9 protein-coding genes and 6 pseudogenes are annotated in these 17494 nt (G+C 54.6%); 5 read left to right on the top strand and 10 right to left on the bottom strand.

Annotation, left to right across the window (positions count from 1 at the left end):
- Nucleotides 1-68: 68 nt before the first annotated feature.
- From H6973_18110 to H6973_18080, 7 genes and pseudogenes are all read right to left on the bottom strand, one after another.
- Nucleotides 69-1757, bottom strand: a complete 1689-nt coding sequence (locus tag H6973_18110; protein ID MCP5127471.1) for a putative DNA binding domain-containing protein — start codon at nucleotides 1755-1757, stop codon at nucleotides 69-71.
- A complete protein-coding gene (locus H6973_18105; GenBank protein MCP5127470.1) occupies nucleotides 1754-5179 on the bottom strand; it encodes a DUF3883 domain-containing protein in 3426 nt (1141 codons plus the stop codon). Before H6973_18105 ends, H6973_18110 begins: the two co-directional genes overlap by 4 nt.
- Before the next feature lie 173 nt (nucleotides 5180-5352).
- A complete protein-coding gene (locus tag H6973_18100) occupies nucleotides 5353-6399 on the bottom strand; it encodes a Fic family protein (GenBank protein MCP5127469.1) in 1047 nt (348 codons plus the stop codon).
- Nucleotides 6400-6564: 165 nt separating this feature from the next.
- Nucleotides 6565-7122, bottom strand: coding sequence for an exonuclease (locus tag H6973_18095; GenBank protein ID MCP5127468.1), 558 nt, complete (start codon nucleotides 7120-7122; stop codon nucleotides 6565-6567).
- 49 nt (nucleotides 7123-7171) lie between these two features.
- On the bottom strand, nucleotides 7172-7819 hold the full coding sequence (locus H6973_18090; GenBank protein MCP5127467.1) for an MOSC N-terminal beta barrel domain-containing protein: 648 nt from the start codon (nucleotides 7817-7819) through the stop codon (nucleotides 7172-7174).
- Nucleotides 7820-8255: 436 nt separating this feature from the next.
- Nucleotides 8256-9482, bottom strand: coding sequence for a replication protein (locus H6973_18085; GenBank protein MCP5127466.1), 1227 nt, complete (start codon nucleotides 9480-9482; stop codon nucleotides 8256-8258).
- Nucleotides 9483-9499: 17 nt separating this feature from the next.
- A pseudogene (locus tag H6973_18080) lies at nucleotides 9500-10674 on the bottom strand (IS630 family transposase).
- Between the two features lie 70 nt (nucleotides 10675-10744).
- Between H6973_18080 and H6973_18075 the strand changes: the two are divergent.
- Nucleotides 10745-12121 (top strand): annotated as a pseudogene (locus H6973_18075) (FAD-dependent oxidoreductase).
- Here the strand turns inward: H6973_18075 and H6973_18070 are convergent.
- Entirely contained in the window at nucleotides 12118-12798 is a 681-nt protein-coding gene (locus H6973_18070; GenBank protein ID MCP5127465.1) for an IS6 family transposase, read from the bottom strand. The pseudogene H6973_18075 and the gene H6973_18070 sit on opposite strands and share 4 nt — an antisense overlap.
- A gap of 300 nt (nucleotides 12799-13098) precedes the next feature.
- On the opposite strand from H6973_18070, the pseudogene H6973_18065 reads away from it, so the two are divergent.
- Nucleotides 13099-13772 (top strand): annotated as a pseudogene (locus H6973_18065) (IS6 family transposase).
- Nucleotides 13773-13826: 54 nt separating this feature from the next.
- On the opposite strand, the pseudogene H6973_18060 reads toward H6973_18065, so the two are convergent.
- Nucleotides 13827-14060 (bottom strand): annotated as a pseudogene (locus tag H6973_18060) (aquaporin).
- Between the two features lie 236 nt (nucleotides 14061-14296).
- Here H6973_18060 and H6973_18055 point away from each other — a divergent pair.
- Nucleotides 14297-14977 carry an IS6 family transposase gene (locus H6973_18055; protein MCP5127464.1) on the top strand — a complete coding sequence of 227 codons (681 nt, stop codon included), beginning with the start codon at nucleotides 14297-14299 and terminating at the stop codon, nucleotides 14975-14977.
- A 133-nt stretch (nucleotides 14978-15110) separates the two neighbouring features.
- Nucleotides 15111-15470: pseudogene (locus tag H6973_18050) on the top strand (IS6 family transposase).
- 20 nt (nucleotides 15471-15490) lie between these two features.
- On the opposite strand, the gene H6973_18045 reads toward H6973_18050, so the two are convergent.
- Complete coding sequence (locus H6973_18045; protein MCP5127463.1) at nucleotides 15491-16576, bottom strand: helix-turn-helix domain-containing protein; 1086 nt, start codon at nucleotides 16574-16576, stop codon at nucleotides 15491-15493.
- Nucleotides 16577-17096: 520 nt separating this feature from the next.
- Here H6973_18045 and H6973_18040 point away from each other — a divergent pair.
- A pseudogene (locus tag H6973_18040) lies at nucleotides 17097-17423 on the top strand (IS6 family transposase).
- Nucleotides 17424-17494 lie beyond the last annotated feature (71 nt).

Below are 17494 nucleotides of genomic sequence, written 5' to 3'. Positions count from 1 at the left end.
ATATTTGGGAAACGAGCGCATAAACGAGCGCGCGCGTTTCTACAATAAATACAAACGAGCGCGTGCGTTTATTTGTGGTGTTTCCAGACATACCGAGCGCCCCTTCCATTTCCAACTAACTGCAATTCTTTATTTTTACTGCTAACACGTTGCAATACCCGACTCGCTTGATGAACATTAAGTTGACATAATTCAGCCGCTTTTTTGCGCGAAATCTCCCCATGTTGGCGCGCATATTCGAGCACCATCTGTTCGTGCTGAATTGGCCCAAATCCTTTAGCACGAATATATTCCGCTTTCATATCAAAGCGCTGGTAAAGTGCGGCTGAGAGGTGGTAAGAAGTCGCTCGCTTGTTGCCCCGTCGCTCAATTAAACCGCGTTCGTGCAACCTCTCCAAAGTAGCTCGCGCATTGGCACTCTCTTTCTGGAGCAACCTAGCGGCAGTTTCCGAGTCAATCTGTCGCTCAAAAAAGAGCGTGTTCAGCACGAGCAGATCGTCCAAAGTCAGAGGATGGCCTTGTTTATCCTGCTCAAATACAAAGGCTGCAAATTGAAGGGAGGCTTCCCCTCCACGCAAAATCACTCGCACACCGTAGGCATCGCTACGCGAGTAGTCCGGTGCGGGACGACCGTATTGCAGTTGCCCTAGGAATATTTTGTCTACCCCACGCCCCGTCTGCTCCACTAAGCCAATCCGTTTAAATGCTTCTGCTAAACGAGGATTACGCGGCTTTGGTTCATGGACCAGTAGGTTTTCCAAGGTCACGCCAGACGGGAGACTACCAGGATTGGTAATCAGCAGATGGTCGGGTTGCCACTGCACATACACGGCTTGCATTTGACTGAAGTCTCGATGCAGCACTGCATTGTTGACAGCTTCCCGAAAGCCCATTAGGGAATAGTCCGGCACAGGCAGGCGAAACAGGCCCACTGCAACCTCTTGTTCGTTGTTTCGAGCGGTAAAGCGAGCTTCTATATGCTCCAAGGTTTGAAGCAATGGCCCATGAAAGGTATCGTTTACTCTCACTTGTTGCTGGCTATCGAGAACTTGAAAATGTGCTTCATGGGTAGGTAAGACATCGCGTAGCACTTTTTCTCTACCGAGCAGCAGCAGGCCAGCAACGTTAGGCACAAGGCCGATTTCTTGGGTTTCCACCAATCTCAGCGCCTTGGCCAAATCTTCATCAGAGAGGTCCAGCAAGCTACGATCTCCCCGAAGACGGGTAATCGTTTGCCGCAACCGCTCAAATTCCAAAGGATCGAGGTCAGAGAGACCAGTTCCTTGGATGGGTTGAGCGGAAAAGTCAAGAAGCCCCAAATCTACGCGCCGGGAACGATGGTCGCGGGGATAGTAGGCCACGGTTTGCGGTTTACCATCACCCCCAAGGGTACGCCGCAGCGACTTGCCCGTTGTCGTAGCACAGGGTTCTGGATAAGGATCAACTGAGATAGCAATAACCTGACCATCGGGATGCGCAATCAAGGAGATTCGCGTGTTAATGCTGGGAACGGTATTGTTAAAAATGGCCGCTTGCATCTTAACAGCATCAGTCATTTTCCCATGACGGGGCTTTGCACCTGATACCATTCCATTATCTTCCACACCGATGAACAGCACTCCCCCGGAAGCATTGGCCATAGCGGTCACTTCTTCATAAATCTCCTTGTCGGAGATCTGTCGGCGATCAGACTTGAATTCCCGTTCGACGGATTCACCAAGAGCAAGCTGTATCTTGAGGGTTTCGATATCCATCATCGAACCCCCAGTACTGAATCAGGCTTAATCTTGTAATGCTCTACCTTGGTCACCGGTTGCCAGTCGAGTTGCGCCGGGTTTTGATAGGGATGGAGTTCGGGCTTGGAAACACAGTTGAACACCGCATAAAGCCAGTAATCGCCTTTTAATCGTTCCGCCGCCCGATATTCATTGGCGCTGAGGAAGATCTCCCCGACTCCGGCCCGGCCTTTGACTTCAATGAAACGCACTTCGATAAAGCTCTTGGGATCTTCGGGATGCGGTTTGCGCGAGATGAGATCAAAGCCCCGATTGTCGGCTTCCACGCTTTCTACCACGCAGCCCCGCGCTTCCTCATAGGCCCGGACGGTATCGACGGCAATCCGCTCGACTTCGTCATCCCGCACCATCGGCGCAATTTGTGGGCTTTGCCGTTCCGGGTGAGGGATCACCCGCGCCCGGCCCAGGTGAACAATGTCCGCTACCGTGCAGTGGCGTTCCATCTCCAGTTCCTTGCGCCGGGTTTCCAGACGGTTGTTCAAGTCATCCAGATGTTGTTCCGCTTGGGCGATAATCCCCTCCAAGCCGGTTTGCCCTTCGATTTGCCGGTTAAGGTAATCGGCCAGTTGTTCGTTCTGGCGGTCAATTAAGGCGTGCAGGCTGATTTCCACATGCTGGGCAACTCGGACTATTTCACGCGCCCGCTCTGTGGCGTTGTCCTCCAGCCAGGGTTTGAGCGCGTGCTCATAGAGATAGCCTTCCGCCAGACTCCGGGCCGGGACCGTCTCGGGTTCCAGCACCGAGGTTTCCGCCGGGGCCGGGTTAATGTCGAGAAATACGGTGGGTTGCCGGATCGCCATCGACCCGCTTTGTTCCGTTTCCATGACAAATAACCGGCGATGGAGGGTATTCCCGCGCCCATCCTTGATGGAAGCGGCAAACAGGTCGAGGAAACCGGGTTCCCGGCGTTGAATATCGAAAAACACCGCGCCACGCTTTAAGTGGCCTTCCACTTGCTCCAAGGACGCTTCCCGCACCACTTCAAAGAGCGGGTGACCAGGTGTAACCCATTCCAAGGTCGGATCGCGCTTGAGCAGCGCCTTATCAAAGCTAATCAGCTTGTACTCCCGCCCCAAGCGACCAAAGCGCGGTTCCAGAGCATCGCCGCGCTGAACCAGGAACCGGGGCACCTTGCCAATCCGGTAGATGTGGCTTTCTGCCGCTGTCGGCTTGGACCGCATCCCGACCACCGGCCCGGCTTGCACAAAAAATTGTTCAATGGCTTCGGGCACCAGGCGGCGCTCACGCGCTTCCACCGAGCGGCCCACAATCGCCGAGAGATTGAGGTCTTTCTTGGCCAGCCCCTCCAGTGCCGATTCGGTAATCGCCCGGAAGCGTTTCGGATCAACATCTCGCACAATGCGATCGGTGACCGCACTTTCATTGGTGCGCCGCGCATACAAATCGCGAAACAATTTATCCAGTAAATTGGCCGGAAAAACTTCGCCAACGACATCAAAAACCTGATCCGTGCCCAATTCTCGACGGATTTCCTTGAGACGTTCCAGGAGCATTTGCAGAACGCGACCTTCGCGGGTGTTTTTGGCAACAAAGTTGAAAATCAGACAATCGTACTCTTGGCCGTAACGGTGAATTCGCCCCACGCGCTGTTCCAGGCGAATCGGGTTCCAGGGAATGTCATAATTAATCATCCGCGAGCAGAATTGCAGGTTGATGCCTTCGCCCGCCGCTTCCGTCGCTACCAGAATCTGGGCCTGTTCCCGAAATTCGCGTTCGGCATAAATGCGCGATCCCGGCGTATCACGATCCCCGATCTTCATCCCCCCGTGAATTTGCGTCACGGTCAGACCCCATTCCAGCAACTTGCCATAAGGCCGGTTTTCCTTGCCATCTCCGGCGAGGTAATCGAGGGAATCTTTGTGTTCAGTAAAAATGAGGAGTTTCTTACTCGGATCGGCAAAGAACCCTTGCTCGTTCAAGACTTGCTTCAGTTTGGTGAGCTTGGATTCAATCTCGCGCTTCTCTAAGGGGCGAGCCTGATCAATCAACTGGGTCAAACGGGCAATTTCTTCTCGGAGGATAGTGGGATCGACCGAGGCCACCACATCTTCCAGTGCTGCCACGATCTCTTGTTGTTCTTCTTCGGTGAGATCCTCGAAATCATCGGGCAAACGCTTGGTGATTTGCTCCTGACGGTAGGCGTCTGGGTCTGCCAGAATCTTTTCCCGTCGCTCTTTCATGCGCTCCAGGGTCCGGCGCGCGGCATAAAGGGTTGAAGCCATACGCCGTTGCAGCATCGCCATCGTGAAGCCGACCGCCCGACCCCTTGGCGAGTCATCTTGCGCCGCGCGCATCGACTGATCTTCCACGTAGGCGGTCAACTGGTCATAAAACTCCAGTTCCTCTCCATCCAGCTCGAATTCCGCTGTATGCACCACCCGTTTGGTAAAGAGCCGATGCACCGCGCCAGTTTCCGGGTCAGGAAAACCCACCAGGGCTTCCTTGGTGCGGCGCAGGTAGAACGGGGCTTCATGTTCTCGCATCGCTTTTTGCAGGCTTTGGATGTTGCCGTACACATCACGGTCCAGCAGGGCCAAAAAGCGGCAAAAGTTTTCCGGGTCCCCCTTATGTGGCGTGGCAGTCATCAACAGGTAGTGATCGGTCATCTCCGCGAGTTTTTCGCCTAACTGGTAGGCCAAGGTTTTCCGATCATTGGCATAGGCGCTCATCTTGTGGGCCTCATCCACAATGATGAGATCCCAATGAGAGCGGAGCAGACTAGCTTTCGCATCTTCTCGCGTAGAGACCCAGGAAATAGAGGTCACCACTTGCGATTTTTCCTGCCAGGGGTTTTGGCCGTAGTTGGCCCGGAGGACATCCCCCCGCACAATTTCAAAGTTCTCGCGAAACTTGTCTTTCAGTTCGCGCTGCCATTGAAAGGTCAGATTGGCCGGGGTCACAATGAGGGTCCGCTGCACTAGACCCCGCGCTTTCAATTCCTTGAGGAGCAGACCCGCCATGATGGTCTTACCCGCGCCGGGGTCATCCGCCAGTAGGAAACGAATTCGAGGCAGTCGGATGAAATAGTCGTAAACGGCTTCTAATTGATGAGGCAGCGGATCAACCCGCGCAATGGAGAGCGAAAAATAGGGATCGTATTCATAGGCCAGGCCGAGACGATGTGCTTCAACCCCGAGCCGAAACAAGGCGGCATCCCCGTCAAAAGGCTCTTGTTCTGCTGAAAGAATTAATTGATTCAGTTGCTCTTCGCTAAAGATCGGGGTATGGGTCATCCCCGTCTTGGTACCCCGTCCAATCACCTTCAGCGACGTACCCATCGGCACCAGGGCCAACACCTCAATGGGTTCTGGGAGAAGCGAACCACTCACCGTCATCCCCGCTTTAATCTTTCCTTGTGACATTCCTGGCTCCATTTGAGCACTATTTTTATTAAGTGTAGCTGATTATGTTCGTGCAGAAAAATTAAGATACACTCCCTGAACAACTAGCAAATTATTCCACACGTAGAAAGTCAGTCTCCCAAGTTAGCTGATTGTTATTACTTAGTAAAAAACCAAAATTATGGCGATCCCTGCTAAACTGCTAACCCATACCACGATCCCCTACCCTGTCCATGTCGCATCAGTAACCCCCGTTTGACCAGTTCACCCAGTCGCACCTTGACCGTAGGTCGAGGTGCACCGGTGAGTTTTTCAGCTTGACTCGTGGTAATGCGCCCAGTTGCCCGAACCTGTTCCAGAATCGCTAGCGCATCGGGATGTAAACCCTCTAAGCGCTCTTCATGCGCAATCTTGGCGGCTAACCGGTCCTTTTGCTGCTTGAGCAAGCGCAGGAAGAACAGCAACCACGGTTCCCAGTCGGGGAATTCATGCTCTAGGGTTCCTTGAGTTCGCCGGAGTGCCAGGTAATACCCGTCCTTACTGTGTTCCACCAGGCTTTCCAGGGAGCTAAAGGGCACATAGGCATAGCCGGAGCGAAGTAAGAGCAGGGTCGTCAACACCCGCGACAGACGCCCATTCCCATCTTGAAAAGGGTGAATCGCCAAAAATTCCACGATGAAAAGGCCAATCACCACCAGGGGATGAAGACTACCATCCTCCAGACTTTCCCGCGTCCAGACCAATAGCTCCTGCATTCGCATAGGCGTATCAAAGGGAGAGGCCGTAGCAAAGATGACCCCCAAGGTTTCACCGTTTGGCCCAAAGGCTTCAACATGGTTGGGGAGTTTCTTATATTCCCCTCGATGCCGCTCATCTTTTACGGCATGGCGCAGAAGAAGGGAATGAAGCTGCTTGACGTAGTTCTCCGTCAGGGGAATCGCGGCATAGTTCTCAAAAATAGCGTCCATAACTTCAGCATAACCGGCCACTTCTTGTTCATCCCGACTTTCAAAGGCCGTCTGCTCCAGCCGTCCCAGGAGCGCTTCCACCTCTCGATCTGAGAGTTTCGCGCCCTCAATGCGCGTGGAAGAGCCAATACTTTCTATCGTGGCCACCCGCCTAAGCACCGCCAGCCGCTCAGGAGCCAAGGCCACCATCGCCCGCCAAGAGCCTTTGAATTCATCAACTTCGGCAATTAACCGAAGCATTTCAGGGGTAATTTTAAGGGAAGAAGTCTTCATTTTAAGGCCATTTTTCTATCCATGATGACCTAGCAATATCCAATTATATCCATTTAGACAAGTTCTATATCCAATTCGCCCCAAGAGAGAGGAGGTCCTTTCTACAATTACCACATCCCGACCCCAAACCTTTCTTTTTCCTATAGCCCCAATCAACAATGGGGCTCAATCACCGTGCCGATTTTCATGCAGCATGTTGCAGAACAGCGCGCCCTGCTCAATGGCATCGTCTAAGGCAATATGCGTATGAGGCAAAGGATCGAACCAGCGCGCGGGCATGTGGCGCTTCGTACTTTTGCAATAATCGGTTTTCAAGAGCGCCATCGCAAAGGATTTCATATCCAATGCCGAGTGACTAAAGGGACTTTCGCCCACAAATCGCATGAGATACCAATAAACAAAGAGGAAATCAAAGCCGGCTGGATAGGCTACAAACACCGGACGCCCTGGCAAGGCGCGCAGCCACTGGACATAGCGCTGCAAAGCCACCTCCGGCGGTTCAAGATTCTGACGACAGGCATCCCAGGCCGCAGGCTGAGTGGCCCACCAAGCGGCTGTTTTCGGATGCGCCGTGGCCCCAGGGAGGGTTTCCAGGTTGGCGCTAAACGTAGCGATAAGCTGCTTATCAGCGGTATAGGCGGCTGAACCCAGGCTCAATAAGGAATGCGGCCCAGGAATCGGGCCATCGGTTTCAACATCCGTGCTGATATAAAGTTCAGTCATCGATCCATTTCTCTATAGATTCAAGAACACACACGATTCAGTACCAAGCCTACGCCGATTCACGCACAAGCTGTACCGCATCGCCAACAGCAATCTCACCGCCCTCAATGACAAAGCAATCAAGTGCCAGTTGACCTTCAAAGCGCCGGTAGATACTCCGCGTAATTTCCTTATCCTGAACCTGAGTATCAGGATCATAAGAGGTCATGATGCAGCGGAGCCGCCGCTTCTGAACGCCAATAATGACCGGGCCAATATGCAGGCGCGCGCCCGGCCACTCACTTTCAGTCAACCCTTCAACACCGCCAATGATCAAGTTAGGCCGGAGACGACGCGCGTCATAGCCAAAGGCGGCAATCGCGCCATCCGTCGCAATGAGCAAAGGTAAGACATCAAACCGCTCAGGACCTTCACCACGCACCAGCTTTGCACCTAGCCCCGCAATATCCACGACCATCGCAGCGACCTCTGGACTCCCCCACAGTTGCCCCCCCACGCGAATAACACCCCGCGAATCATACGTTCCTTGATGGCCCAGAAAGCGCGGATGCGAACGGGAAGTCATCACCCGCCCATTCACATCTTCAACATGCACAAGACGGTCACCTTCAAGACCCAGCGGCCCAAGACACACGCGGGACAACTTCTCACCAGCCAAGGTCTTGACCGGATACCGCCAGATTTCCAGGATGTTCAAGACAGCCTCCCACTTCATCAGATATCACGAGCAAGAATTCCAAAGCAACATTGATTCCCGACAAGATTAGCCCAAATAAGGAAGCACACCCGAGCACCACATCCCTGTCAGCGTGGCCAAGCCGCCATCCTGGCGGGGACGCCACGGTTCTCGCTCATGGATGAGCGGGAACCGATCGCCATCCCTGGCTTGGCGTCAGCATTTACCAAAGACCACCAATAAGAAATACACCCCGAAAGCACAGGACTACCAAGATCACGCACACCAAGCAGTACAGCACGACGATATAAAAGCTAGCAGACACAGAGCAGAACCACACCACCAGTAATACGAAGGACTGTTGACACCACTAAGCCAGCAACCCTCCAGCCACGGCACCGCACACCCCAACAACCCAAGGGCTACGCCACTAGTAATACGGACGGACTGTTGACACCTACACCTTGAGCATTTTGCGGACGGCTTCATGGCTTACACCTAAAGCTGTAGCAATCTGCCGTAGGGATTCTCCTCTTGCCCGTCTAAGCCGGGCTTCAACCCGTCGCTGCTCTGCTGTTTCCAGATAGGTGGCTCGATCCATAGCCCCTGAACGCTGGCGCTGTTCTCGTTTTCGGCCTGCATCCCGTTCCGCTGCTTCCGCTGGCGAGATGATGGTCTTCAGGTGTGGGGTTTCTACATCGGTAATATCGAACAGCTCCTGGAGCGTGCTGTTTTTGGGGGTATAGAGCGGCGGGTATTTCCGACCACCAAACTCAACCTTTTCTCCTGCTTCGTAGGCTTGCGCCTTGCGGTAGAGGGTCGAGAGGATGGAACGGATTTCCTTATTGAAGTCGGGGCAGACTTCCCTTACCAGCGCCTGGGCCTCCTGAAACAGTTGGCTGGAATGTACCGCGCCAGAAAGGAGAAGGAAGTTCAAACACCAATGGATGTATTTGGACCGGTAGCCGTGGGGAATGCCGTGCTCAGTCCAGCCTCGGAGCTTGGCAAGGGTTCGTAAATCTTCCAGCCGGTCCCAGGCCAATTGCCGCCCAGAGAAAGCACGAAGGTTGCCGGTTTTGGTGCCGGGAATGACGACTAAATGAGTGCGGCGATCTTCTTTACGTTCCTTGACGGCTTCCCGCCCAAGCGGCAAGACCGTTTCAGCGAGATACTCGAAGTTGTAGTGCTTGACTTCCCCGGCCTGCTCATTGACCCAGAGCACGCGCACGCGCTCCCCAGAGCGGGTATTGACAGTGTCTACCAGCCTCAAGAGGCGGGAGGCATCCCGTGCCCCTGAATCGGCCCCGAAGGGTTCGAGGAACACTATCAATTGCTTTTGTACCGCATTCCAGCGCGGTAGCGCCGCTCGTGGTAAGGGTCGCTCCAGGAGCCACTTTACTTGCAGGCCACGCCCGCTGTAGAGGATGAGTGAGGGCGAAGGAATATCTTCATCCAGGCAGTAGCCTTGAACGCGCTGAGAGAGTGATTCAGGCGGAGTGCCCGCCCAGGGGGTTTTATAGGTATCTAAATCGACAAAACAGAGATTGAGCCGTAGCAGATAAACTACCCGGCGATTGGGTTTGATGAACTCGGCTTGGGAAATCCAGGTATCGCGCTCTTGGTCCAGGGCGTCAATGACCGTGGGCATGGTGGCCAGGGGATAGGAGCGCTGAATCTTGGGCAAAAGGCGCGGCAACTGGTCTAGTGGGCTGACACAGAAGTTTTGACAGGTTCAGAGGTTTCTAGGTCCACCGGGGTTTCAGAAGATTTCAAGGGAGGATAGAGGCGCTTGAGTTTGACCCGGGCCAAGTCGGTGCCGAACTGCCAGTGGATTTTGGTCTGACGTAGGTTGCGTGGGCCTTGCCAAGCGGCGATTTCCTTCCGCAAAGTTTCGAGGTTCGCAATGCGGCGATTCAAACACTGGCCGGCGAGAACAGCGAACTCACATTCCGCCATATTGAGCCAACTGCCATGCTTGGGGGTGTAATGAAATTCGAGCTTGCGGGTGATCCGGCGGGCTTCCTCTGGAGAAAAGACACTATACAAGGCCGCAGGAGTGTGGGTATTGAGGTTATCCACGACCAACCGGATTCGCTCCGCCTTCGGAAAGTACACATCAACGAGTTGCTGCATTTGCTGGGCAAAATCGCGTTTGGTGCGCTGTTTCGTGACATTAACATGACGCCACCCGCGCAAGGGTTGTACGAATAGAAATAAATTGGCGGTGCCTTCGCGTTTGTATTCACAGTCATAGCGCGCCGGTTGACCCGGGCGGGCGGGTTGAGGACAGCGGGTTTCGCTGGTCAATTGCACCGGACTTTCATCGAAGCACACTTGGGGGTATTGAGGATCATCGGGTTCGGCGTACAGGTCCAACACATCCTCCATATGCCAAACATAATCGGGACTGACACTGGGAATACACCATTCTTGACGTTGCCAGGGTTTGAGGTCGTTTTTTTAAGGATGCGCCGCACACTCTCACGGGAAATGGCTTCGATGGGCCGGAGTTCCATGAAGCGGTCCGCTAACAATTGGAGAGTCCACTGACAACGGCCAGCGGGCGGGGTACTACAGGCCAAGGCGACCAGAAAGGCGGCCTGTTTGCCGGTCAAGGCCGGGGGCAAACCGACTCGTGGCCGCTCGCTTAACGCCGCCAGCAACCCTTCGTCGACAAACCGTTGACGGGTACGATGAACGGTCGAAATCCCCAAGTGAAGGCTTTGGGCAATGGCCTCATCCGTCGCCCCTTCCGCAGCCTGCAGCAACACATGGGCACGGGCAACCTTGCGCGCCGCTGCCTTGCCTTTATGAATGACCTTCAGCAGGTCTTCCCGCTCCTCTTCAGTTAGATCAACCAGATACTTGTGGGCCATGGTGATTCCTCCTGTTGATCTCAACCATAGGGCACCCACCGCTACCTGTCAAAACTTCTGTGTCAGCCCACTAGTCCGCAAGCTGTGCCTGAGCCGCAATCATCTGATTCGCAGTTACCCGTCGCGGGTCCAGGAAATCCGCTTCTTTGCCACCATCGATAAAGGGTTCCGCTTTCATCCGCTGTTTCTATGGGCGGGAACCTGGGTGTACTGGCTGTTTGGCAACGGGTTCACTCGAATCCCACGCCTGTTTTTCAAACGCACCATCCAGCGGGGAGAACCGGTGGTGAAGACCGACAACGCCGCCGGGGGTTTCGAATATTCCGACGCCTACCTGCATGATAATGATTCGCGCTTCGTGTTCCAGTTCGTGCGCTCGGCGATGGATCGCGGGTGTATCGCCGCCAACTATGTGGAATCGCTGGGCGCGCGCCGTGAGGGCGATCAGTGGATCACGCGAGCGCGGGATGTCATTGACGGTCGGGAAATGGCCATTCGGGCCAGGGTGCTGATCAACGCCGCCGGCCCGTTCGTGGATGAGCACAATGCGCTGACCGGCGAGGAGACCGAACACCATCATATGTTTTCCAAGGGCATCCATCTGATCGTGCCTCGGATTACCCCGCATCAACGGATTCTGACTTTTTTTGCCGACGATGGACGGCTGTTCTTCGTCATCCCAATGGGGGTGCGCACCTGCATCGGCACCACCGATACCCGCGTCGAGTCGCCGTTCACCGAAGTCACGGATGAAGACCGCCAGTTTGTGCTGGACAACATCAACAAGCGCCTGAATCTGGAGCGACCGCTGATCCGCGCCGACATCATCGCCGAGCGTTGCGGCGTGCGGCCATTGGTGGTCAAGGCCAAGGCTGACGGCAACGTCCGCGACTGGCTGCAATTGTCCCGCAAGCATGAAATCAACGTGGATCGGACCAGGGCGCATCTGAGCATCTTCGGCGGCAAGTTGACCGACTGCGTCAACGTCGGCGATGAGGTCTCGGACATCGTCGCCCAACTTGGCGTTGCCCTGCCGCATCGCGGTTATAAGTGGTACGGCGAACCGCATGCCTCCGTGCGCGAGGAATATCACCATCAAGCCAAGCTGATGAATCTGGACAGCTACACCTCGCCGGAATCGATTGAGAACCTCAGCAGCCGACTGTGGCGGCGCTACGACCAGCAGGCGCTGGAACTGCTCGCCGAAATCCGCGAAGACCCGCGCCAAGCGGAGGTGCTGATCAAAGGCACAGACTATCTCCGCTGCGAAATTCGGCTCGCTAAGCGTCAGGAAATGATTGTCAAGCTGGAAGACTTCCTGCGCCGGCGCTCCAAGATCGCCCTGGTGATCCACCGAAAATACATTCGTAACGCGGAAGGCTTGATGGAGGGTTCTGTTGCGTTAATTTTTTTCGAGCACGATTGGGTAACCCTTGCAGGTTATTAGGCAGCCAGTGAATAAAATTGTCCTGCGGCGGAGAGATTCGTCCCTTCGGCCATGATCATTTGGCCCTTCTTGATCATGTGCAGGAGTTCGATGCCCCGCAGGGTGGTCCGAGCAGAATGAAAGCCTTTGAACCCCAGCATGGGGCGGACGATCCGTTTAACGGCGCGATGATCTTGTTCCACTAAATTATTTAAGTACTTGTTTTGGCGAATCTCAATGGCGGCGCCCGTCTCCTCCTGGAGTGCATCCAGGGCAGCGGTGTTAGCGCCACTCTTATCGATCGTGACTTTGTCCGGAAGACCGTGCTGCCGTATCGCCTTTTTGAGAAAGCGCAGGGCGGCTTTCTTATCGCGATGCGCCGTGAACAGGAAGTCGATCGTCTGGCCGTCTCGATCAACCGCGCGGTAGAGGTACTTCCACTGGCCTTTGACCTTAATGTAGGTCTCATCCATCCGCCAACTTGTGCCCACCGGGCGCTTTTGTCCTTTGCGGAAAGCCGCTTCCAACTGCGGCGTAAACTTCTGGACCCAGCGGTAGACGCTGGAATGATCCACGTCGACACCCCGCTCCGCCAGCATCTCTTCCAGGTTCCGATAGCTCAACGGATAGGCGAGGTACCAACGGACACTCGTTAGGATGATGTCTCGTTCAAAGCGGTGGCCTCTAAAATCGATCATGCGGGTTCTCAAGTCAGGACAGGGGCCGTGTAGCTTACCGAAATCCGACCCTATCAGCTAACGCAACAGAACCAGACCGAGAGCCTGGTCGGATTCCGGCATTCGAAGCACTATGCCGACAGCCTCATCAAGCCGTCGCGCCAGGTGCTCGAGTCGCTGATCTGCAGCGAGTGGCCGAACATCCAGCGCATCATGGTCTCCCTGGCTCAAAAGGACGTGACGCAAGCCACTATGGTGCGGAAACTGAACGCCTATGCCCGGCAGAACCGGACCAAGAAGGCCTTGGCAGAGCTCGACAACATCTGTCGCACCCTCTACACCCTCGACTACATCGACGATGGTGTCCGTTGGTATTTGGCGTACCCGTTGAGTTATCGGAACTTGGAAGAGATGCGGGCGGAGCGCGGCGTCGACGTGGATCACTCCAGTGTTTACCGCTGGGTCCAGAAGTTCACCCCCCAACTGGAAGCGGTCTTCCGCAAAGGCAACAAGTGGCCTGTAGGCAACCGTTGGCGGGTGGATGAGACGTATATCAAGATCAAGAGCCAATGGAAGTATCTCTACCGTGCGGTTGATCGGGACGGTCAGACGATCGACTTCTTGCTCACGGCGCATCGTGATAAGAGAAAGCCGCGCTCCGTTTTTTCAAGAAGGCGGTACGGCAGCACAGCCTTCCGGATAAGGTCACGATCGACAAGAGCGACGCGAATACTACGGCGATTGAGGCCCTGAAAGAGGAAACCGGTCACGCCATTGAGATTCGCCAAAACAAGTACTTAAACAATTTAATCGAACAGGATCATCGCGCGGTTAAACGCATCGTCCGGCCGATGTTGGGATTCCAATCCTTCCGTTCCGCCCGAGTGACCCTGCAAGGCATCGAACTGATGCACATGATCAAAAAAGGGCAGATGCTCACCGTCGACGAGCAGGGGTTATCCCCTGCCGAGCAATTCTATTCCTTGGCCGCCTAATTTCACATGGAGAAAGTCAGAATCCTATCTGTCTTAAAATAACGCAACACAACCTTCAAATTTGCCGGCGATCGCCAGACCGACGGACACCGCCGGGTTGAGATGCGCGCCGCTGAACGCCGCCACGGTGAACACGGCGACGAACACCGCCATCGTCCAGCCCCAGGTAATCACGATCCAACCGCTGTCCTTGCCTTTAGTTTCATTGAGCACCACGTTCGCCACGACGCCGTCGCCCAGCAGAATCAGCAGGGCCGTACCGATCACTTCGCCAAGAAAAGGGATCATCATCACAGGGTCTCCTTTGATGAATAGGTTTCTGTCATTTTTCAGGCGGCATCGGAGGTGGTTGGATGAGATTTCGCATGGCGCTCCATCGAGGATTCGGGGAAATACTCCAGGTACTTTTGCCGGGCCTGGTCACCGAACAGGATTTCGCAAGCCTCCATCAGGTTCTGTTGCGTTAGCTGATAGGGTCGGATTTCGGTAAGCTACACGGCCCCTGTCCTGACTTGAGAACCCGCATGATCGATTTTAGAGGCCACCGCTTTGAACGAGACATCATCCTAACGAGTGTCCGTTGGTACCTCGCCTATCCGTTGAGCTATCGGAACCTGGAAGAGATGCTGGCGGAGCGGGGTGTCGACGTGGATCATTCCAGCGTCTACCGCTGGGTCCAGAAGTTTACGCCGCAGTTGGAAGCGGCTTTCCGCAAAGGACAAAAGCGCCCGGTGGGCACAAGTTGGCGGATGGATGAGACCTACATTAAGGTCAAAGGCCAGTGGAAGTACCTCTACCGCGCGGTTGATCGAGACGGCCAGACGATCGACTTCCTGTTCACGGCGCATCGCGATAAGAAAGCCGCCCTGCGCTTTCTCAAAAAGGCGATACGGCAGCACGGTCTTCCGGACAAAGTCACGATCGATAAGAGTGGCGCTAACACCGCTGCCCTGGATGCACTCCAGGAGGAGACGGGCGCCGCCATTGAGATTCGCCAAAACAAGTACTTAAATAATTTAGTGGAACAAGATCATCGCGCCGTTAAACGGATCGTCCGCCCCATGCTGGGGTTCAAAGGCTTTCATTCTGCTCGGACCACCCTGCGGGGCATCGAACTCCTGCACATGATCAAGAAGGGCCAAATGATCATGGCCGAAGGGACGAATCTCTCCGCCGCAGGACAATTTTATTCACTGGCTGCCTAATAACCTGCAAGGGTTACCCAATCGTGCTCGAAAAAAATTAACGCAACAGAACCGTATTCAGGTTCTGTTGCGTTAGCTGATAGGGTCGGATTTCGGTAAGCTACACGGCCCCTGTCCTGACTTGAGAACCCGCATGATCGATTTTAGAGGCCACCGCTTTGAACGAGACATCATCCTAACGAGTGTCCGTTGGTACCTCGCCTATCCGTTGAGCTATCGGAACCTGGAAGAGATGCTGGCGGAGCGGGGTGTCGACGTGGATCATTCCAGCGTCTACCGCTGGGTCCAGAAGTTTACGCCGCAGTTGGAAGCGGCTTTCCGCAAAGGACAAAAGCGCCCGGTGGGCACAAGTTGGCGGATGGATGAGACCTACATTAAGGTCAAAGGCCAGTGGAAGTACCTCTACCGCGCGGTTGATCGAGACGGCCAGACGATCGACTTCCTGTTCACGGCGCATCGCGATAAGAAAGCCGCCCTGCGCTTTCTCAAAAAGGGTGTTATTGGTGGTGTCCCTCAGTTTACGTGATGAGCATCGTCGAGTGCGGGGAACAAGTGTTTGATGGTTTCCAAGGTATTCAGAAACGGTGCGGGTACCCGAAAGCCCAGCAACTCCGCCGTGGTCCAGATATGATCGGTCATCCCCGCCGCCATGGCCGGCGTGACAGGCCGCCATTTACGGGGCGATCCGTTGCCTCGGGTCGGTTCCGGGGTGGGCAATTCCTCACGCAGGCTCAGGTGGGGCAAGCAGAAATGGTAGTAAGCCAACGACAGCCACACCTGCTTTTCCATCCACGACCGTTGCTTGGAAAACGCGGTCGTCTTGCGAGCCAACCGCCGATTGTGTTCGCGCCAGGCCAGGTTATCCCGCTCCACAAAGCTCGTGTTGATCGTCGTGCTGGTGGCGGATGCGGCCAATCGCGCCTGAAGCTCGTCCGCGCTTCCCCAGACCCTCTTACGGGTCACCTCGACCACCCGTCCTTTTTCACGTCGCTTAACCACTTGAGCATACAGCAAATTCGGCGGTGGGCGGCACCGTGGGGCCGGATATCGTCCTCGCGTCCCTTGGCGCTCGGGCTGATACCATTCCCCATAGGCATGGAGCAAGGCGCTGGGATAGCCCGGCCATTGGTCGCTAGTAAAGAAGGGGACGTGATCGTCGGTCACATACACCACGCGCTCCAGGAGCAGGTTCGCCTGAGCCTGCGTGCGCTGGCCCACGACAAACCCTACCACCAGGCGCCATTCGGGCGCAAAGGCGACCCACACCCAAGCATCGCCATCCGTCTCGCACCATTGCTGCGCCATCGGCAGATTCTGGTCCTTGGTATGGACAAAGCTCCACAATTCATCCAGTTGACACTCGGTCACCGTCAGCTCGCGCCAATGGGACAAAACCACCAAACGACATTGCTGGGCGGCCCGAGTCAACCACGCACAAACCGTATCCTTGTCGATCTGGACGATTCGTGCCGTACCCTGGATGGAATTTCCCTCCGCCAACGCCCGCATCGCCAGTTCGAAAACGGCGGGGTCGGCCTCGAGGTCAAAATACGCAGTTCCGTACGTCAAGGACACTCTCCTCCCGCACGAACGACACAACGCCTGCTTTTTCCCGTGACTGGAACCATTTTTGACCAACAACCCTTGACCAAAGGGCCGACCGTAGTGGTGACAGGAACGATTGGGGCAGTAGAGCGTTTCCCACTTCATAAGATCCCCGGTCAGTGATTAACACCACAATCACAATGAGGATACATGTTGTCGTCGTCACTGGCTTAGCTCATCACGTAAACTGAGGGACACCACCTGTTTTTGCACAACGCCCCGAAAAGGTGTATTTCAAAACTTGAGAGCCGACGGGCAAATAAACCAAAATATTGAATTGTAGATTTATTTAAGGATAAATTCTCTCTTATAAATCATACTGCAAAGAAGTTAAACCAGAACCCTTGTAAGTGTTCAGCTTTCAAAAACGGACATTTTCGCAAGATTTTACATATCACTTACAAAACAAACACTAAATACTTTCATAAACCACTTTCAAAACCTATGGGAATGGCAAGAGGTTTTTGCAACTTTGTTGGAATGCTCCTTTTCGGGGCGTTGTGCAAAACTACCCAAAAAGGCGATACGGCAGCACGGTCTTCCGGACAAAGTCACGATCGATAAGAGTGGCGCTAACACCGCTGCCCTGGATGCACTCCAGGAGGAGACGGGCGCCGCCATTGAGATTCGCCAAAACAAGTACTTAAATAATTTAGTGGAACAAGATCATCGCGCCGTTAAACGGATCGTTCGCCCCATGCTGGGGTTCAAAGGCTTTCATTCTGCTCGGACCACCCTGCGGGGCATCGAACTCCTGCACATGATCAAGAAGGGCCAAATGATCATGGCCGAAGGGACGAATCTCTCCGCCGCAGGACAATTTTATTCACTGGCTGCCTAATAACCTGCAAGGGTTACCCAATCGTGCTCGAAAAAAATTAACGCAACAGAACCCTAAAAACAGCCATTCTT

Source organism: Gammaproteobacteria bacterium (assembly GCA_024235095.1).
Taxonomy (GTDB): Bacteria; Pseudomonadota; Gammaproteobacteria; order Competibacterales; family Competibacteraceae; genus UBA2383.
The sequence above is the reverse complement of the archived record's forward strand: the minus strand, read 5'-3'. Positions and strand labels throughout refer to the sequence as shown.